This is a genomic window from Gluconobacter sp. DsW_056 (assembly GCF_002153595.1).
Lineage (GTDB): Bacteria > Pseudomonadota > Alphaproteobacteria > Acetobacterales > Acetobacteraceae > Gluconobacter > Gluconobacter albidus.
Window position 1 is genome coordinate 211,055 of record NZ_JOPF01000003.1, and the last position, 18,538, is coordinate 229,592.

Annotated in this window: 13 protein-coding genes and 1 pseudogene; 3 read left to right on the forward strand and 11 right to left on the reverse strand. The window is 61.2% G+C overall.

The annotated features are described in order from the left end of the window. Positions 1 to 60: 60 nt before the first annotated feature. From HK22_RS02900 to HK22_RS02925, 6 genes are all read right to left on the reverse strand, one after another. Positions 61 to 2,145, reverse strand: a complete 2,085-nt coding sequence (locus HK22_RS02900) for a prolyl oligopeptidase family serine peptidase (RefSeq protein ID WP_086648261.1) — start codon at positions 2,143 to 2,145, stop codon at positions 61 to 63. Beyond that, a complete protein-coding gene (locus HK22_RS02905; protein WP_086648262.1) occupies positions 2,142 to 3,449 on the reverse strand; it encodes a serine hydrolase in 1,308 nt (435 codons plus the stop codon). The genes HK22_RS02900 and HK22_RS02905 overlap by 4 nt, the downstream gene beginning before the upstream one ends. Then, on the reverse strand, positions 3,446 to 5,833 hold the full coding sequence (locus tag HK22_RS02910) for a penicillin acylase family protein (RefSeq protein WP_086648263.1): 2,388 nt from the start codon (positions 5,831 to 5,833) through the stop codon (positions 3,446 to 3,448). The genes HK22_RS02905 and HK22_RS02910 overlap by 4 nt, the downstream gene beginning before the upstream one ends. Before the next feature lie 17 nt (positions 5,834 to 5,850). After that, positions 5,851 to 7,086 carry an FAD-dependent oxidoreductase gene (locus HK22_RS02915; protein WP_086648264.1) on the reverse strand — a complete coding sequence of 412 codons (1,236 nt, stop codon included), beginning with the start codon at positions 7,084 to 7,086 and terminating at the stop codon, positions 5,851 to 5,853. A gap of 163 nt (positions 7,087 to 7,249) precedes the next feature. Next, the gene (locus HK22_RS02920) at positions 7,250 to 8,857 is read right to left on the reverse strand and encodes a serine hydrolase (RefSeq protein WP_086648265.1); all 1,608 of its coding nucleotides are present in this window, start codon (positions 8,855 to 8,857) and stop codon (positions 7,250 to 7,252) included. A gap of 139 nt (positions 8,858 to 8,996) precedes the next feature. After that, positions 8,997 to 9,887 carry a LysR family transcriptional regulator gene (locus HK22_RS02925; protein WP_086648266.1) on the reverse strand — a complete coding sequence of 297 codons (891 nt, stop codon included), beginning with the start codon at positions 9,885 to 9,887 and terminating at the stop codon, positions 8,997 to 8,999. Positions 9,888 to 10,140: 253 nt separating this feature from the next. Between HK22_RS02925 and HK22_RS02930 the strand changes: the two genes are divergently transcribed. After that, positions 10,141 to 11,310: an FAD-dependent oxidoreductase gene (locus HK22_RS02930; RefSeq protein WP_086648295.1), complete on the forward strand. Its 1,170-nt coding sequence runs from the start codon at positions 10,141 to 10,143 to the stop codon at positions 11,308 to 11,310. A 237-nt stretch (positions 11,311 to 11,547) separates the two neighbouring features. Here the strand turns inward: HK22_RS02930 and HK22_RS02935 are convergent, their stop codons facing one another. Further along, positions 11,548 to 12,489, reverse strand: a complete 942-nt coding sequence (locus HK22_RS02935) for an AraC family transcriptional regulator (protein WP_086648267.1) — start codon at positions 12,487 to 12,489, stop codon at positions 11,548 to 11,550. A gap of 35 nt (positions 12,490 to 12,524) precedes the next feature. Between HK22_RS02935 and HK22_RS02940 the strand changes: the two genes are divergently transcribed. Then, positions 12,525 to 13,412: an oxidoreductase gene (locus HK22_RS02940; RefSeq protein WP_233142351.1), complete on the forward strand. Its 888-nt coding sequence runs from the start codon at positions 12,525 to 12,527 to the stop codon at positions 13,410 to 13,412. A gap of 70 nt (positions 13,413 to 13,482) precedes the next feature. Here the strand turns inward: HK22_RS02940 and HK22_RS02945 are convergent, their stop codons facing one another. After that, positions 13,483 to 14,382, reverse strand: coding sequence for a LysR family transcriptional regulator (locus HK22_RS02945; RefSeq protein ID WP_086648268.1), 900 nt, complete (start codon positions 14,380 to 14,382; stop codon positions 13,483 to 13,485). 101 nt (positions 14,383 to 14,483) lie between these two features. On the opposite strand from HK22_RS02945, the gene HK22_RS02950 reads away from it, so the two are divergent. Then, on the forward strand, positions 14,484 to 15,245 hold the full coding sequence (locus HK22_RS02950) for an SDR family NAD(P)-dependent oxidoreductase (RefSeq protein ID WP_086648269.1): 762 nt from the start codon (positions 14,484 to 14,486) through the stop codon (positions 15,243 to 15,245). A 425-nt stretch (positions 15,246 to 15,670) separates the two neighbouring features. Here the strand turns inward: HK22_RS02950 and HK22_RS02955 are convergent, their stop codons facing one another. The 3 genes and pseudogenes from HK22_RS02955 to HK22_RS15275 all read right to left on the reverse strand — a co-directional run. Beyond that, positions 15,671 to 16,669, reverse strand: a complete 999-nt coding sequence (locus HK22_RS02955; protein WP_062109141.1) for a hypothetical protein — start codon at positions 16,667 to 16,669, stop codon at positions 15,671 to 15,673. Positions 16,670 to 17,125: 456 nt separating this feature from the next. Beyond that, positions 17,126 to 18,004: a glutathione-dependent disulfide-bond oxidoreductase gene (gene yghU, locus HK22_RS02960; protein ID WP_062027614.1), complete on the reverse strand. Its 879-nt coding sequence runs from the start codon at positions 18,002 to 18,004 to the stop codon at positions 17,126 to 17,128. A gap of 171 nt (positions 18,005 to 18,175) precedes the next feature. Then, positions 18,176 to 18,235, reverse strand: a pseudogene (locus HK22_RS15275) (hypothetical protein); the annotation flags it as partial. Between the last annotated feature and the right edge of the window lie 303 nt (positions 18,236 to 18,538).

Here is an 18,538-nt window from a genome sequence, read left to right on the forward strand (position 1 = left end):
GCAACATTTCCCGGATGAGGGGGGGATGGGGTGGTTCCGAGGCCCCATCCGGCAGGAAGGTCAGTGAGGCTGGACGTCCAGCTTTGCGTCAAGGAAATGCAGCGTCCACAGATAGGCCTGCAACCAGTCCTGTGTTCGCAGGAAGGCGTGGCGTTCACCGGGGAAGACGTGATCTTCAAACGGAATGTTCCGCTCGACGAGCATGCGGGCCAGAAGGACGGACTGTTCGAATTCGACGTTGAAGTCGTCATCGCCGTGGATCAGCAGGACGGGTGAGCGCCAGTGGGCGATCTCGGCGATCGGGGAGGAGCGCCACTCGCTGTCCTTTTCCCGCTGTTTTTCTTCGGGGGAAAGGCCGGAATGATCTGGCTCCGTCATGTCATGGACGCCGTGGAAATCTGCACCGGCTACGAACAGGTCGCTGTTGCGGGCGAGGGCGAGGGCGGTCAGATAGCCGCCCCAGCTTCCGCCCCAGATGCCAATCTTGCCAGGGACCACATCCGAGCGGCTGCGCAGGAACAGTCCGGCTGCGTGAACGTCCTTGTATTCGCTCGCACCTGAACGGCCGATTCCGGGGGCGGTTCGGAAGTCCACGCCGTAGCCGGTGCCGCTGCGGTAATTGACGGCCAGCACGACATATCCGCGCGATGCCAGAAACTGGTTCATGGCGTAGGCATTGGAATAATAGCCCATCGGATTGAAGGCCGGGAGCATCTGGCGGTGGGGGCCGCCATGCACGAAGACCAGCGCGGGATGCGGGCCGGGTGTTTCGGCGGGCGGCAGGAACAGTTGTCCGTGAATGTCGCGGCCGTCCTCGCTGCGGAAATGGACGACCTGAGGGGGCGTGAATGTGAAGCCGTTCGGGGCGGCGGGGGTTATGGGGAGGTGCCGGACAGTGTTCTGGAGCACGACCGGATGGGCGGTCTGGTTTGTGCCTGTGGCCATCATGGCGATGGCCGGTCCCGCCCGTGTGAGGTCCATGACCTGTTCGTTGGGTGCGCTGAGGGTTATGGGCTGGCTGTTATCGAGGGGCTGGGACCAGGCGCGCCAGTGATCCGGATCGCCGATATTGGCCGTGTAGAGGAGGCGTGTTTCATCCGCTGACAGACGGTAGGATGCGATTTCGGCCTGATCCGGCGTCAGGCAGCGTGGTGTTGCGCCAGAGCCAGAGGTGACGCTGAGGGCGCAGAGGCGCAGCCAGCCGCTGCCTTCCCAGGGGAACAGGAGCTGTCCGCTGCGGGTCCATGTCAGGTCCATGCCTTCGGGCGCCCAGAAGCGGTTTCCCGTGCCTTCCGGTGCGGTCCAGAGCGTGTGCTCCGCGCCGGAGGCGGTGTCATAGACCTGCAGGGACCAGAAATGTCCCTTGCCGCGTTCGGCCGTCATCAGGGGGTGATAGGCCTGGACGAAGGCGATGGCGCGGCCGTCTGGCGAGAAGGTCGCGTTCTGGTCGTGGCCCAGTGCGGCGGGCAGGAACACGGGTGCGGCGCTGCTGTTTCTGGTGTCCCAGAGCGCGATCAGGCTGTGGGAGCCACGGTCGATTTCGAGCGCGAGGCGGCGGCTGTCCGGAGACCAGTGCAAGGCGGTGATCTCGCCCGGCGTGGTCATGACCACACGCGGCGTCTGGCCCGGCTGTCCAACCAGAAGGGCACTGCCGCGCATGAAAGCCAGCAGGCGTCCGTCCGGGGAAAAGACGGGGCTGTGCCCTTCTCCGGCAGTGATGGTCCGGCCATCGGGCAGGAGGACACGCACGGTTTCCTTGCCCGGGATGGCCGCGTTGCCGGCATTGGGGGCGTGGTCGTTGGGATATTCTGCATCGCCGCCTTCGACGAAGGCCAGTGTCCGCCCGTCCGGGCTGAGAGCGAGGCCCCACAGATCGGTCCCGTCATCCTGCGTATAGGCCGTGACCCGGCGGGGGGCAGCGCCTCCGTCCGAGATCAGGATGTTGCGGATGCCGTCCCGACGTTCGACCCAGGCCAGACGCGCCGATTTCGCAGCGCCGGTCAGGCCGTTGGCATAGGGCATGGCCAGAAGGGCACCCAGTTGGGTTTTGTCCTGCGTGGGGGCGGCGTTTGCGCCGGAGACTGCGCCAGAGACTGTGGTGGCGAGGAGCGCCGAGGCGGCGAAGAGGGACAGGCGAAGGGTCATGGAATGTCTTTCCCGGCTCCGGCGAGGGCTGTGAAGATCTCTTCCTCGACGCGGGTGAATGATGAATAGGTGCCCGGACGTTCCAGTCCGGCGTCGGGGAAGCCGTCTGCGGCGAACAGGAAGCCGTCGCCGGTTGCGGGGTCGTACCAGAAGCCCGAATGCAGCGAATAGGCATCCCCGAGATGGCCGGCCAGATCGCCGGAATAGCCTTTATAGGGCCGGGTTTCGCGGCCCGAAGAATCCCGCGCTCCGGTCAGTCGGGCCATGCTCAGGCCGTAGCTGGCGATCGGGTAGGGGCAGTCGCCGTTCTGTCCGTCATACTGCCAGGTGGGGGTCTGCATCTGGGCGATGCTGTGGGCCGAAAGCAGCGTCCTGCCGTCCAGCGTGCCGTGGCCGAGCATGAAGCGGGCCAGCCGGGTCAGCCCTTCCATGGAAATACGCAGGCCGCCCTGGGGGGAAAACAGCGTGCCGTTGGTTCCGGGCGTGTAGGGGGCGAGGGAGGCGGCGCTCCAGCTTGGGGTCAGGGGCTGGGTGTCGGTTTCTGCCTCCCATCCGTTGGGCTGGTGGCTGTAGAGCGTGGCGAGGCGTTCGGGATGGGGCAGGGCCGTGCGGTTATAACCGCCGTCGATCCCGAGGGGGGCCAGCACATGCGTCTGCTGGTAGCGGTCGAAGCGTTCGCCGCTGACACGTTCCATGATCGTGCCGATGAGGCCGTAGCAGAGATTGCAGTAGCTGAACCATGTGCCCGGCGCGTGTCCGTCGCGGTGAGCGAAATGGTAGCCGGGGTCGCCGGGTTTGCGGGTGGTGTCGAAGAACGTGCTGATTTTCTGGTCAGGAGGGAGCGTGTAACTATCGGCGTCGCGGATGCTGGAAGTGTGGTTGAGCAGCATCCGCACCGTGATGGGTGTCTGGGGGAAATCCGGGTTACGGAGCCGGAAGCCCAGATAGTCCGAGGCATCGTGATCGAGGTCGATCTTGCCCTGCTCGACCAGTTCCATCAGCCCGATGGTCGTGACGACTTTCGAGATTGAGGCGATGCGAAAGAGGGTCTGTGGTCCGACGGGAACCGTTTCGTCCGGGGTCCTTCGTGCAAATCCGCCGTAATAGCTGTAGACGACGCGACCGTGCCGCAGACGGACGGCGGCGATGGCGGCCAGCGGACGGACTTCGCCCTGTGTCAGGATGCGATCCAGCGCGTGGGTGGTTTCGGTGGCGGACTGGGCATGTGTCTGGGCGTGTGTCTGGGCGTGTGCTGCGGATGACAGGACGGCGATGGCGGCGAGTGTGAGGCGCCTGACGGTCATGGTTGGGCCTCAGGCCGCAGCGTGATACGGCGGACCGCGGCGGCATCGACGCTGTGGGTGCTGAAGGACAGCGGCTGCATGGCGCCGCGCAGCCAGACGGGCAGGAAATCGGCGTAATGCGGCGATTTCGGATCGGCGGACTGTCCGGGGAAGTTGAGATACAGCGAGCGGTCCCAGTGGCCGACGTCACACACCATCAGATAGCTGGCACCTCCGGTCGTGGCATAGGCGTCGGGACCGCCGGTCTGGGGGCTGTACCAGCGGGCCATGACGGTATAGGGGTCCCCGCCGCTCTGGGCCGAGGGGCCGCCGACCGTGGGGAAAGCCGCCGCGATGGCCGGGACGGAAGCGAGCGGATGACGCAGCGTGATGGTATGGAGTGCCCCCCAGCGCCATGCGGCGGGGAGCGGGCCGAGGCGCTTCCGCAACTCCTGAACGGCTTCCCGGAACTGTTCGACGAGCATCCTGTTCCGCGCGCTCACCGGATCTGCGCCAAAGCGGGCATCGGGAGACTGGAACAGGGAGAGCTGAACCGTGGCGTTCACGGGGCCCGGCAGCAAGTCGTGCAGAGCGGCCGGGATGATGAGCGCGTGCAGGGCGCGTTCCAGGCGCGTCCACCAGACTTCATATAGCGCGGCAGCGGCGCTTGAAGCATCCACGCGACCGTTCCATGCTTTGAGCACTGCGGCCTCTGCGGCAAGGTCAGGCGGCACGTCGGGCAAGAGCCGGACCATTTGCAGGGCCAGCACGGAGAATGTGTCGTGTTGCAGGGCTACACTGTCCGCAAGGGTCGCACGTGGGGTTGCATCCAGCATCTGGGCCACGCGCTCGTGTCGGAAGCCGTCGCGCCATTCGAAACTGACGCGCCGTTCCTCCACCGGATAGCCGGGGGGCAGGTTCATTTCATTCGACGTTCCGAACCAGCCGCGTGCGGGGTTGAAGCTGCTGGGCAGGGCTTCGAGCGGCTGAAGGCCCTGCCAGTCATACCGCCCGTCTCCCGGTGCGGGCATCAGCCCGTAATGTCCCGGTGCACGACGGGGCAGACCGCCTGCGGCCTGCCAGCCGATATTGCCCCTGGTGTCGGCATAGGTGAAATTGGTCGGGCTGGTATGGACGCGCAGGGCTTCGCGGAAGCTGGGCCAGTCATGGGCCAGATTGATCCCGATATTGGCCAGAAGCCCGTTCGCACCGGGGGCGAGCCAGGTGGCGGAGACCGCCGTGGCGCGGTTGCGTGCCGGATCGCGCGAGACGACCGGCCCGTGCACGGAATAGAACAGGCTCACCACGCGCTCGGCCTCGCCACGGACTGCAATCCGCGTCTCGACCTGTTCCATGCGTTTCCAGCCGCCCTGATGGGCATAAAGCAGCGGATCGGCGGGGTTGGTGCGCAGAATGAACAGGTCTTCCTGATCAATATGGAAATTCGTCCGTCCGAAGGCGATCGTCGCGTTATGGCCCTGCATGACGCCGGGCATGCCCGCGCCGCCGCCACCGATGACATCCAGCCCCGGCGCCGTCAGATGGATGACGTGACGCGGGCCGGGCACGCCGAAGGACAGATGCGGGTCGTTGGCCAGAATGGGACGGCCGGTTGCGGTGCGGGAGGGGGCGATGACCCAGGCATTGCTGCCCTCATTCCGCCGTCGCGTGCCGTCATCGGCTGCGGCGCGGATGTCGTGGCGGGGCAGCGGGGCCTGAAGCACGCCGAACAGTCCGAGATCGGCTTCGCTGATGGCGGCTGTGTCCAGACCATCCGGCACCCGCAGGTCATGGACGGGTTCCAGCGGCGTGATGAGGGCGTCGTAAGCCAGTGCTCCACGAGCGGCCAGTCGGGCGCGGCGGATTTCGGTGCGGGTGTTGCCGGTAACTTCGGCGCGGATGCGGATCAGGTCCAGCACATCCCAGTGCAGGGGTGTGGTGGCGAAAATGCCGAATTCCGGAGGCAGCAGGCCGGGCGTTGCGGTGACTTCCGCGATGCGTGCATTGATCCCGGCGACATAGGCGCGGGCGCAGTCCTGGGTCAGTTGAGGAAAGGCCGCGAGTTCGCCCTCGGCATCACCGCGGAACAGCACCAGTCGGTTGGCGGTGTCGGAAGGCAGGAAGGCCGGGCCGAAGACTTCCGCCAGACGCCCCAGAGACTGGCGATGGCCGAAATCCAGCTCCCACAGGCGATCGCGGGCGATCAGATAGCCGTCTGCGAAAAAGGCGTCGGGGATGCTCTGGGCGCGGACATGGGGGACGCCCCAGCGGTCTTCCAGAATTTCGACCGGCTGGCCGAGGCCTGCCAGCCCCTGAAGAGGCGCTGCGGCACGGGCTTTGCATCCCGGCGCGGACAGGGTGGCGGCGACGCCGCCAAGAAGAACCGTGCGGCGGGTGGCCTGCATAAGAGCCTGTTCCTTTTTCAACTGATGGCGCGGGAATTGCACCCGGCCACGATCTCTTTCAGTCTCAGGGCCGAGCCGACCGAAAGTGTGAAGCCAAGGGCGCCCTGCCCGACATTGAGCAGAAGATTGTCATACCGTGTGCGGCCGATGATCGGAACGCCGGTGGGGGTGGCGGGGCGCAGTCCGGCCCAGGGCGTATCGTCGCCCTGACCCCCTGTGCCTTGGCCCAGCGCGCCCGGAAGCGTTTCGTTCACGAGCGTGCGGAGTTCGCGGAGGCGTTTGGGGTTCAGATGTGTGTCCTGCGCGCCGATATCGACCATCGCGGCAACCCGCAGACGGTCGCCTAGCCCGGCATAGACCACGCGGTTATCGTAATCCGTTACGCTGACCGAAGGGACGAGGCCGGGGCGCGGGCGTGTGCTCAGGCTGTAGCCTTTCAGGCCGTAAAGCGGCAGGTCGATCCCTAAGGGGCGGGCCAGTTTGCGGGAGGCGATCCCGGCTGCGAGAACGACGAGATCGGTCTCGAATGGCTTGCCATCAAGCAGGACGGCGCAGCGGTTTTTCGAACCGGCCGTGAGCGCGGCGTTGCCGTGGATGAGACGGAAGTTCGGCGCCGCCGCGAGGGCTTCGCGCAGGGCTTCGCAGAACAGGAAGCAGTCTCCGACTTCGTCTTCAGGCGAGAAAATGCCGCCTGCAATCTGTCCGCGCAGACCTGCGAAGGCCGGTTCGATATCGGTGCATTCGGAAGGGGAGAGCGCGCGCTGGCGTTCCGGATCGCTGACGGATTTCGCGGCTTTGCGGAAGGTGGCGGCGTTGCGGTACAGGACGAGCTTGCCCGGACGCCGCCACAGGAAGTCCCGTAAGCCTTCCTCGCGATAGGTCTGAAGTTCCGCCTGTCCGCTGAGGGCCAGATCAAGCAGGACTGCGGCATTGCGACGGTTTGTCTGCCGGTTGCAGGCGCACAGGAACGCGAGCAGCCACCGCCACTGGGACGGATCGGCTTTCAGTCGCAGGGAAATCGGGGAGTTGGAGCGGAAAAGCCAGCCTAGGGCGTCCCGCGCGATCCCGGCATCGGCCAGCGGGCTGACATAGCGGTAGCTGAGCTGACCGCCATTCGCGAAGCTGGCTTCCTGCCCGACGTCCTCGCGGCGTTCGATCAGGGTGACGTCATGTCCTTCCCGGACGAGGGCGTAGGCGGCTGTCAGGCCGATAACGCCTCCGCCGATGATGGTGATGGTCCGTTTGCCGGCCATAAAAATCCTGAGCGTCCAGAGGCTGGGCGCGGGGAGATGCTGCGGTCTCCTGCGCCGTTATCATGACCAAAACCTACATTTCCCAAACCGGTCGGGCCAATGCAAAGAGGCCATCCTCCCATAACCTGCGGTTAAGGCGTTGTTTTGCAATGGGAACAGGCAGTCAGGGTTTGGGCGCTTCCGGAGAGGGATGAATTTTTTTCGGGTGAAGATCCTGAGCATCAAAGCTGAAATCGGAGCCGATGACCTGCATTTTCAGACCGCTCACCTGACCGGACAGGTCGCGTTCGAACTGGACATAGGAATCGTCGTCAGCGTCCTGCGCACGGTCATCCCAGCGGACAGTGAACAGGTCATGTGGCAGGGCGGAGAGCGTTCCGGTCAGGCCATCAGCATGGCTGAAAGACATCCGCAGATCCTTTCCCCGGCGGCTGATCGTGATCGGGCCGCGCCAGTCGTCGCGATAGGTTCCGACATAATCCTGCTGCGCCTCATGCGAGAGGGTGATGAAAGGCCGGGCGGGCGAGCCGGGGCCGGTTTCGGCGGCTTTTTTCCTGTCGGCCGCCTCTTTGGCATTTTGTGCGTTCTGGAAATACGTGACCCAGTCGGCACTTTTGCCGTTCGCCACATAGGCGCTGAGTTCCGTCGCGATGGCGAAAGGGGCCGCATGACTGTAATGGTTGGTCAGAACGATAATGGCTGATTTCCGTTCTGGCAGGAACGTCACATAGCTGACCATGCCGCTGATGGTGCCCGTGTGCCAGACGCGTTTGAGGCCGAAGAAATCCTCCATGAACCAGCCGTAACCATAGGCGCGGAAATGGGTCTGTGTGGCTTCTGCCGTGTCGGGCAGCGGCAGCAGTCCGTGTGGTGCCCAGAGCGCATCGCGGCTGGCCTGACTGAAGACCTGCCGGCCGTTCGGGGCGCGGCCGCCATTGAGGTAGGTCTGGGCCCAGCGCGTCACGCCATCGGCGCTGCACCAGATGCCGCCTGCCGGGGCCACGCCGGGCAGGCGCAGGGCGCTGCGGTCCGGCAGGATGCTGCTTTCGCCTTCGCCGATGGCCACGTTCGTCTGCCCTTTGACGGGCGGTGTGCTCTGACAGGCGGGAAGGTCCGCGGCATCAATCAACTGCTTCTGGACGACCTCTTCCCAGCTCTGGCCCGTCATGCGTTCCACGAGAGCGCCGGCCACGACGTACAGAAGATTGTTGTAGGCGTATGTGCTGCGAAAAGGGGCCGTGAAGGGCATGAAGGGCAGGCCCGCCAGAATTTCCGGGCGGGTGAAGGTGCTGTGTGAAAACAGCATCAGGTCTCCTGCGCCCTGTCCCATGCCGCTGTGATGCGTCAGCAGGTCCGAGACGCGGAAGTCCCGCGTGATGGCGGGGTCGGCCACGCGGAATTCCGGCATATGGTCGATCACGCGGTCATTCCATCCCAGTCTGCCCTGATCCACCAGTTGCGCCAGTGCGGTTGCAGTGAATTCCTTGGTGTTGGAGCCGATGGCAAACATCGTGCGGCTGTCGACCGGTGCGCTCGCGCTGTCCTGGGTGCGTCGTCCATAGCCGCGGCTGAACACGACTTCGCCGTCCTGCACCACGGCCACTGCAATTCCAGGCACGTTAAAGGCCGAGCGGGCGCGTTCCACCGTGTTGGTGATGACCTGCTCGGTCAATCCCGCCGGTAGTGTTGCGGCGTGGGTGGCGTATGCCGTGCAAAGAAGGAGCGCTACCGGGATGGCGCGCATGAGGGACTGTCGGAGAGGCTGGATCATGGACGGCTCTGGGTGCGGTTTTCCGGCTCCCGACCAGGCGGAAGCCGTGACGAAAGATGCCCGATTCAGAGCATGAAATGCTGCGCCTGTCCTGCCTTAAGATGCGGGGTGCCCTTAACTCCGGGTTAAGCGGCGTCCGTCATTTTTTCAGGGCGCGCAGATCGACGTCCAGTTCGCTGCGGAGCAGGGCGAGGATGTCCTGCGAAATATGTGACAGGGCATGATCGGCCCGGAACAGGACGGTACAGCTGACGCTCAGGGGCGGAGAGAGGGGGCGGGGGGGTGCCAGTCCCGGATGGTGCAGGGCCGTTACGGCATCCACGATGGCGCATCCTCCCCCGAGGCGCACGAGTTCGGCGGCCATGAAATGGGTCCGGACCCGCACATGGGTTTTGGCCGGGACGCCGGCTTCTTCGAGCAGCATGTCGAGCATGCGGGCCGTGGGATCGTTTTCGCTCAAGCCGATATAGCGCTCGGGATTGATGTCGGTGACGCTGACGGGGCCTTCGCCGTCCTCGCCGTCGATCATCATCAGCGGGATGTCCGCAAGATGCAGCGCCGTCATCCCTTCGAATGTGTAGTCGCCGAAGACGATCCCGAGATCGAGGTCATGGTTCATGATGCGTGAGACGATTTCGGTGCCGTGCATGGCATCAATCGTCAGTTCCATGCCGGGGTGATCCTTGCGGTAACGCTGCACCACGCGCGGTACCAGACTCAGACCCAGACTTGGGACGCATCCGATACTGATCGAGTGTCCGTCGCGCGCATAGCGCAGATTGTCGGTCAGGCGCTTGAGATCGGACAGTTTTTCAAAAATGGCGTTGACATGCGGCAGCATGATGCGGGCTTCCCGCGTCGGAACAAGCCGTCCTCCCGCCCGCTCGAACAGGGCAAATCCCAGCGACTGCTCGGCGTAGCGCAGGACCTTGCTGGCGGCCGGTTGTGAGACATGCAGCAGTTCCGCGGCACGTCGCAGCGAACCCGTCGTCATGATCGCATAAAAAACTTCGATCTGGCGCAGGCGCATTGGCGGTCCTTGTTCTGAAGGCGGGGTTTCTGAATGTTTCGCGGCGCCACCAGATGGGGCATCCGGAACCTTCCGGATGAATGAAACCCTTTTTACGTTTCTTTTGCAAAAGGAGATGTGGCTGGGAGCATTCTTCAGCAAAGCCCATAACCTGAGGCTATGCTTTGCGGGTTTTTTGAGAATTCCATTTCCATCCGGCTTCCCTGATGCTCATTGCCTCATGAACTCCCTGTCCCAGCCGGAAGGTTTTACGATGCCTCTTCTTTCCCGTCGGCATGTCATGGCAGGAGGCGCGTCCGTTGTCGGCCTTTCCAGCCTCTCCGCCTGCGCGACCAGACCTCTTTTCAACCCTGATCTGGATGCTGACGTCCGTTCCATTCCGGTGATCCGGGCGCGGACGGACAGGATCGACCGGATTACGGTTTGTCTGCGTCCGTTCAGGGCTGCCGGGCCACGTCTGGAGGTCGATCATGTGGGACACAAGACGGTCGTCCATAATTACGGGCATGGGGGAAGCGGCTGGTCGCTGTCCTGGGGCAGTGCGAAGCTGGCTGTGGAGCGGGCATTGCCTGTCAGTCGCAATATCGGGGTGATTGGATGTGGCGCGATCGGACTGACGACGGCCATCGTTGCCCAACAGGCTGGCGCGCAGGTGACGATCTATACCGAGGCTCTGCCGCCGTTCGTCCGCTCGTCACGGGCGTCCGGGAGCTGGACGCCTTCCTCCCGTATTGCCCGCGCAGACGCCGTTACGCCGGAATTTGCCGAACGTTGGGAGAGCATGGCCCGGTATTCGTTCTCCTGTTACCAGAGCCTTCAGGGGCTGCCGGGAAATCCGGTGGAATGGGATACGTTCTATGGACTGCATTCCCGTGAACCCGCGGCTCCGCATGCCGATCCCATCGGTTTTGCCAGACTGGACGAGCGTATCCGGGACATCGAACCGCAGGGAGATCTGATCCGGGTGGACGACAGTCGGCTTCCCTATTCGGAAGTACACAAAAAGCCCAATCTGATTTTCAATGTGGCCAGTTATTCGGATTACCTGATGCGGCAGTTTCTGGAGCGGGGCGGCAGGGTCAAGGTCCTGACCCTTCATCACCCGTCGGAACTGACGGCTCTTCCGGAGCCGGTTTTCATCAACTGTACCGGGTATGGTGCGCGGGCACTTTGGAATGACACCAGCATTGTTCCCGTGCGCGGACAGATTGCATGGCTTATTCCCCAGCCGGAGGCGCTGTGCAGCATGAGTTTCGAGAATGTTTATGTCGTTTCCCGAAGAGATGGCATCGTTGTCCAATGGCTGGGTGACGATATGGGGTTCGGCTACGACAATACGGACGAAACGCCGGATCTGGCCGAGGCGAGACGCAGTGTTTCGGTAATTAACGGGCTCTATCGGAGGATGGGGTACAGGATTTGAATATTTTTTGGCTATGCGTTTCAGGCGTGGGAGAGGGCTGCTCTTGGCCTGGGGCGTGAAAACCACGAGTTGCTGGAACGAATGGGTGGGGTCGAGCCCTATTCGTGTTCCAGTCGCAATTTCAGCGGAGCATGAAGCGCGCTCTGGAAATTCGGAATTTTCATTGCCCACAACAGTCCTTTTTATTCTGGTACCCGGTCCAGAATTCGTCCACGCCGCCTAAGAGCCAGTGTACAGTCAGCCGATCTCGGGTGCGAGATTTTGGCGCCGAGCCTGTGTCGGCTCTCCCAGATGTTCTTGCATCCATTTAGCCTCCTCGCTTGGGGTGCGATGAAAGTGGCGTTTGAAGTCCCGACTGAACTGGGCGGGGCTGGCATAGCCAACTTCGGCAGCAATCATGGCCATCGAACTCTTACGCCGTGCAACCATCAACCGGGCTTCGTGTAGCCGCAAAGCCTTGATGTATTGGATTGGAGTTGTTCCAGTGAGGGCCTTGAAGTCGGCGTGATAGGAAGGAACGCTCATACCGGCCTCGGCAGCCAGTTCTGGTACCGACAGTCTGGCATTATAACGTTCGCGGATCAGTGTCAGGCTGTGTACGATCCTGTCTGTCGTGTCGTTGCCACGCAGCGCTGCCATCAGGGCGTTCCCCTGTGGACCTATCAGGACACGATAATGCAATTCCCTGAGTAGCCCCGGACCAAGAATGGCAAGTTCCTTCTGATGGTGGAGAGCGTGAAGCAGACGCTGGAGCACATCCGCAATGGAAGGCATCATCCGACTTGAAACCATGCTTTTTGCTCGCACTCCCCCGTCATGACCAACGTGTCCCTCCAGGGCTCTCACAATTTCAGCGGCCAGATGCAGGTCAAAATCAAAGTAGATGGCCAGCAGAGGTTGGTCGGAGCTGGCCTGCGACGCCATCCGAAAAGGTACGGGAACCGAGACTGCAAGGTAATGGTCGGCGTCATAGCGGTAGACCTCGCTATTGAGGAAACCTTGTTTGGCCCCTTGCAATACAAAGACTGCACCAGGGCGATAAAGGACTGGCACATCTTCAAGGACGGTCTCGGAACGCAGGATGCGGATACCGGGCAAAAGCGTGGCGTTGTAACCAGTTCGCGGTGCGAGTGCGGCGGCTAGAACAGGGAGAGCAGAGGGTGTGGAATGAGGGATCATAGAATCAGGCAAGAATATCAGAGGAACCGCAATAGATGGCGCACCATTTTAATATTATTGGTCAAGGCATGAATGCAATCAAACAGAGCAGAGCCATGACAAAGCAGACTTTTTTCATCACAGGCGCCAATTCAGGCTTCGGGTTGGCCATCGCACAGGCTGCCCTTGGAGCAGGTCATCGGGTGATTGGTACAGTCCGTTCGCAAACCGCACGAGCGTCGTTACTGGAGCAACTGCCGGATGTTTGCGTGGTCCTGTGTGACGTCACCGAGTTCGATCGTATTCCCGCCATCGTCGCACAGGCAGAAGAAGATCACGGTCCGGTTGACGTACTCATCAACAATGCCGGGTATGGTCATGAAGGTATTCTGGAAGAATCCCCTTTAGAGGAAATGCGCCACCAGTTCGACGTGAATGTCTTCGGAGCTGTTGCAGTCGCCAAAGCCTTCCTGCCCCACTTTCGCGAACGTCGTCGCGGGTTTATTGTGAACGTGACATCAATGGGTGGTCTGATCACCATGCCGGGTTTGGCGTCTTACTGTGGTAGCAAATTCGCTTTGCAGGGCATTTCGGAGGTCATGCGCACGGAAATGGCGCCCTTCGGCGTTCATGTCACCGCACTGTGCCCCGGATCATTCCGCACAGACTGGGCCGGGCGTTCGATGGTGAGGACTGAGCGCTCGATCGGAGACTATGATACTCTGTTCGAGCCGATCCGGGCTGCTCGACACGAGAAGAACGGCAGACAACTGGGCAATCCGGCGAAACTCGCCGCGGCAGTGCTTCAGTTGGTTGCGTCGGACACGCCTCCACCTCAACTCCTTTTGGGGAACGATGCTCTGCAACTGGTGCGTGACCGTCTTTCTCGTCTGGAAAAGGAAATTGCGGATTGGGAAGAATTAACCCGATCAACAGACGGCTGATCCTTCCGGAAAGCGGTGGTCGACGACATCAGGTTTGATTTTGTCGATGCCGGGCTTCTCGCGGCAGACCTCACGCGCTCGGAAGGAGCCCGGAGCCGATAATCTCCACCAACCAGTCGACGAAGACACGTACACGCGGAGAAAGTTGCCTGTTGCTCGGATAGAGCACCGAGAGCGGTGTGGGTGTCGGCGGAAAATCGGTCAAAACCTCAATCAACCTGCCAGTCGCAAGATCATCAATGAAGCGGTAACGTGGGGCCTGCACGAGGCCAAAGCCTTGCCGCGCGGCCGCGGCACTGGCTTCAGCGCCACTGACCAGGAGTTGCGTCGGCAGTATGATCTCGATCACTTCGTCTCCGCGCGTGAACTCCAGCGGCAGGGGCTGGCCGGTGCGCGACGATACGAAACCGATCATCTGATGGCCTTGAAGGTCCTCCGGTGTCGTGGGCATTCCATGCCGCGCCAGATAGTCCGGACTGGCCACTGTGATTTCTTCCATCACCCCCAGGGGGCGGGCCACCATGTCGCTGTCAGCAAGAGGGCCGGCCCGCACGACGCAATCCACACCCTCCCGGACCAGATCGACAAACCGTTCGCCCTCTCCGAGATGGACGGTCAGGGCGGGATGCCGCATGAAAAATTCGGGCAGCGCCGGCAGCAGGATGGTGCGCGCGAGGTAGCCGACGACGTCCACGCGTAAAATGCCGGAAACAGTTCCAGCCGCTTCACGATCCGCGTCCTCGAGATCGGCCAGGATCGCGATGCAGCGCCGATAATAGGCGGTTCCTTCCACCGTGGGCCGGACGTGCCGGGTCGAACGTTGCAGCAATCGGGTGCCAAGCCTGCTCTCCAGCGCCTTGATCGCAGCGGTCGCGACAGGTCGTGAAACACCACAGGCGGCTGCCGCAGCACTGAAGCTGCCGCGATCAACAATGCGGATAAAAAGATCGAGCGTGGCAAGCCTGTCCATGGGATTGTTCCATGATGCAAAACAATGCTTTCGGAAAGGATGATCTTATCGAACGGGCGATGGGATGAGCAATATGGGGTTCCCACCAAACGGAGAGTCCCATGCCTGAAGTCAAAACAATTGCCCTCGTCACAGGTGGAAGCCGAGGCCTCGGGCGTTCGACGGTCGAGGCGCTTGCACGACGCGGTGTTTCATCGATCTTCACCTATCACGCCAACAGGGCTGCTGCTGACGCGGTTGTCGCCAGCGTAGAACGCAGCGGAGCCCGCGCTGTGGCCTTGCAACTCGATACTGGCGATACTCATACCTTTCCGCCCTTTGCCAATGAAATTCAACGTGTGTTGGGCGACTGGGGGGTTGAGCGTTTCGATTACCTCATCAACATGGCAGGGACGTCGCATAGCGGTCTGTTCGGCGAGGTGACGGAGGAAGATCTCGACGCAGCTTATCGTGTTCACGTGAAAGGCCCGTTCTTTCTAACGCAGGCGCTACTGCCATTGATCGCGGATGGCGGCCGGATTGTGAACATCTCTTCCGGGCTGACCCGTTTCTCTTACCCTGGCCGGATCGCCTACGCCTCTATGAAAGGGGCGGTGGAAGTCATGACACGTTACATGGCAAAGGAACTTGGCCCACGCCGTATTGCCGTCAATACAGTTGCACCCGGCGCCATCCAGACGGATTTTTCAGGCGGTGTAGTGCGGGACAATCCGGACGTGGCCCGGCACATCGCGGAAGCAACCGCACTTGGGCGCCCTGGAGTGCCGGATGATATCGGCCCGATGATCGCCTCGCTGCTGTCCGAGGACAATCGCTGGGTTAATGCACAACGGATCGAGGTCTCCGGCGGCCAGGCTATCTGAGTGCGAACAGCCAGCTTGAGGGCATTTGTCATAAACTGGTAACAGGCTGAGAAAATTCTTCCCGATATTGTGGTCGTGGCTGCGCTGTATGGCTGTTCATAGTCGGAACATTTGTCGATGAGCAGTAATGTCATGACCGACGACAGGTAACCGCTTTCAGGAAATGCCGCGAGTTTCCTGTATGCCCGAGATGAGGGCGTGAGCGGACTTCTTTTTTCCATGTAATCTGGTGCCGGGCGATAAAGCGTCACAGCGTGCCGACTGCGACATGGTCGCCACCATCGGCCAGGCGGCACGTAGATCCAGAGACAGCGTACGTGATGACATCCAGCGCCGGCCTCTATTTCGGCCGTTATCTTGAATCAGATCACCGTCAGGTTGGGAATCCCTTGCGATTCAGTTCGCGCAGAAACCGCTCTGAACATCTAGGGCGTCCGACTGGGCTTCGGTCCCGAAATAGTCGGCGGTAAGCGTGTGGGCAGGTGGGCCTCGAACTCGGCCGCCGCGCCGTTCTCGCTGTCCTTGATCTTGCTGAACCGCGTGCCCGGCGGCAGCAGGATCTCGCCTTCGTGGGTATAAGTGCTGACTGGCCGCGTATCGACCGGGAGGATCGCATCTTTGTCCCTGACGATCCTGATCTTCTCGGCGACCTTGTCCGGCCCGAGACGACTAAGATCGGTTGCCACCGACGTGCTGGTCGGGTTGTGCTTGGTCAAGCTCGCGCCCGCGTGTAGCGCGTCCTCCCCGGTGCCGGCGTGGACCACGCGATGGACAGTTGTTCCTTCGAAGGCGGGCATGCTGTGCCAGTGCTGCTTCAAAGAATTGAGGCTCGCCACACCGTCGGCGATTTCATGAGGCTGCATTGGACGATTCAGTTTGGTGGTACGGTCGTATTTGGTAAATTTGTTCGCAATACCCGTCACATTCTCATACTTCTCCCGTGTGTAGGCACCGAAGACAGGGGCGGCCGTATCGAGATCGGTATGTTTCTGCAGATCGATTTTCGGCATCGTGCCGAAGTAATTCAGAACTTGCGCGCGATGCTGTGGCATCTGCCCATGAGTAAGCTTGTCGTAAGTCTGTCCAGCATCGACGTCGTGCATCTTTCCGGACAAGGCGCTGTTTATCGCCGCCGTGCGCTGCGTCGCCGACCATTCGGGGTTGAGGAACGAAAGCGTCGGCGTCCTCTTCGTGGTTTCCCGTTGCACCATTGCCGAGACGGAAGTCAGCGTCTGGTGCAGGTTCTGCTGTTCGGTTCGCGCGATTTTCTCCCTCGTAGAAAGGGGCGCCTCCTGCTTCATCATCAAGGCGAATTTATCTGCCGACCCGGCGTCTGCCCTGACGGGAGTTCCTTTAGAGGAAGGCGGCGCGGCTGCCCCCCGATCGACGCTAGCGTCACGGCCATCAAGGCGGGGTGGCAACATGCGGCGTGCATCCTTATCGGTATTCGGTTCCGTATCTCGGCCCACGAGCATAGGCGCACAGCCTTACTTGAACCTGACCCGGCATGCGGCCGATACCCGACAGTGTGGGCATGCGGACAGCCAGGACCCAATGACCGTCATTCGCCTAGGCCTTCGAGATCAGGGGAGCATAAGCTTGTCTGTTACGAAAAGAGAATGATAATGCCGGGAAGGTCTTTCATGCCTCGATCAATGCCAGAGATCAGGAGTTAGGCGAGATCGCTGTGCAGGCTCTCAATGTCTGCCAGCCAAACTCTCTGCAAACGTCCGCTTCTGGGCATTCCAATCGGTATGCTCATGTCTGGCATGAGGCAGTTGCCGCCTGTCTGTTCTGGTTCTCTTGAGCAGACAGTCGAATTAGGGGGAAGCGGCATGTCCGGTTTCGGAAGTGCGTGAAAGAAACCGGACGTCGATGATCTATGTCTTGCTGCCGAGACGATCCTGCGTTTTTGTCTCGAAATCGGAAGCGTCGTGACGTTCATGAAGCTGGCTTGAGAGATCTCCGGATGTCCGGTTGACCATACGACCACGCTGAACGGCAGGTCGTTCCAGAAGTCGGTCCGCCCATGCCCTGAGATGGGGATAATCCTGAACGCTCAGGAACGTGGCAGCATCATTATAGAGCCAACCCTCTACCAGGCCACCATACCACGGGAAAATGGCCATATCGGCAATTGTATAGTCTTCGCCAGCTATGAAAGGGCTTTCCGCGAGACGCCGATCAAGGACATCCAGTTGTCGCTTGGCTTCCATGGCAAACCGATTGATTGCGTATTCGATTTTCTCTGGCGCATAAGCATAGAAATGCCCAAATCCGCCGCCGAGATAAGGTGCACTGCCAACCTGCCAGAAAAGCCAGTTCAGGCACTCTGTCCGATGGACGATATTTTTGGGAATGAAGGCACCGAATTTTTCCGCGAGATACAGCAGGATTGACCCGGATTCAAAAACGGCCAGAGGCTGATTGCCGCTATGATCGACCAGGGCCGGAATTTTGGAATTCGGATTGATCTCCGTAAAGCCGGAGCCGAACTGGTCCCCTTCGCCAATGCGAATAAGCCATGCGTCATATTCGGCCTGCGTATGACCGGCAGCAAGCAGTTCCTCAAGCAGGATCGTGACTTTGACGCCATTGGGTGTGCCAAGGGAATAGAGCTGGAGCGGGTGTCGGCCAACGGGCAGGGTCTGCTCGTGGGTGGCGCCGGCAGTCGGGCGGTTCGTACTGGCAAATTTACCGCCACTTGGTGCCGTCCATGTCCAGACTTTGGGGGGTGTATAATCGGAGGGTCCGCTCATGAGATTGTTCCTTTTGACACCAGGGAGAAACTGGTCGGATACATGGCCTGACGCGCGTCTTGATCCGACGGTCTTGAACGCGTGCCCGTTCATGATGGCATGGGCACGATCGACTGTTGGACGAGCGTTCATCATGTCCATAAAACGGGCAAGATTGGGCCAGCGTTCAAGTGGCTCGTCTTTACCTTTCATGACCCGTGCTGCCCGGTCCAGCCAGCCCCATGCTGACATGTCCACAATCGTATAACGGTCGCCGACAATGAAAGATCGCCGTTCTAGGTGATCGTTCAGTACCCATTGAGATGAGCACCCTGTATTGGCTGACGGACGAATAGATGGAGCGTCTGTGGCCCTTTTCTCCAAAGGGGCATGGCAAACTTCGCGTTGATGACCGTCGAGAATGTCTGGCAGACCGTTTCACGGCGTGGTGAGCAGCACGTTGGCATCCCATAAGGTCAGAAGCGAGGTGATGGCGGCATCCAGATGTGTTGACGTCATCCCGTCCCGCGCTTCGCATGTCATGCCATGGAAAAA

Excerpts from the sequence above, each read along its gene's own strand:
- HK22_RS02935 (WP_086648267.1), bottom strand. The coding sequence starts at position 12,489 with ATGATCCCTCATTCCACACCCTCTGCTCTCCCTGTTCTAGCCGCCGCA.
- HK22_RS02940 (WP_233142351.1), top strand. The coding sequence starts at position 12,525 with ATGGCGCACCATTTTAATATTATTGGTCAAGGCATGAATGCAATCAAA.
- HK22_RS02945 (WP_086648268.1), bottom strand. The coding sequence starts at position 14,382 with ATGGACAGGCTTGCCACGCTCGATCTTTTTATCCGCATTGTTGATCGC.
- HK22_RS02930 (WP_086648295.1), top strand. The coding sequence starts at position 10,141 with ATGCCTCTTCTTTCCCGTCGGCATGTCATGGCAGGAGGCGCGTCCGTT.
- yghU (WP_062027614.1), bottom strand. The coding sequence starts at position 18,004 with ATGAGCGGACCCTCCGATTATACACCCCCCAAAGTCTGGACATGGACG.
- HK22_RS02920 (WP_086648265.1), bottom strand. The coding sequence starts at position 8,857 with ATGATCCAGCCTCTCCGACAGTCCCTCATGCGCGCCATCCCGGTAGCG.
- HK22_RS02925 (WP_086648266.1), bottom strand. The coding sequence starts at position 9,887 with ATGCGCCTGCGCCAGATCGAAGTTTTTTATGCGATCATGACGACGGGT.
- HK22_RS02905 (WP_086648262.1), bottom strand. The coding sequence starts at position 3,449 with ATGACCGTCAGGCGCCTCACACTCGCCGCCATCGCCGTCCTGTCATCC.
- HK22_RS02955 (WP_062109141.1), bottom strand. The coding sequence starts at position 16,669 with ATGTTGCCACCCCGCCTTGATGGCCGTGACGCTAGCGTCGATCGGGGG.
- HK22_RS02915 (WP_086648264.1), bottom strand. The coding sequence starts at position 7,086 with ATGGCCGGCAAACGGACCATCACCATCATCGGCGGAGGCGTTATCGGC.
- HK22_RS02910 (WP_086648263.1), bottom strand. The coding sequence starts at position 5,833 with ATGCAGGCCACCCGCCGCACGGTTCTTCTTGGCGGCGTCGCCGCCACC.
- HK22_RS02900 (WP_086648261.1), bottom strand. The coding sequence starts at position 2,145 with ATGACCCTTCGCCTGTCCCTCTTCGCCGCCTCGGCGCTCCTCGCCACC.
- HK22_RS02950 (WP_086648269.1), top strand. The coding sequence starts at position 14,484 with ATGCCTGAAGTCAAAACAATTGCCCTCGTCACAGGTGGAAGCCGAGGC.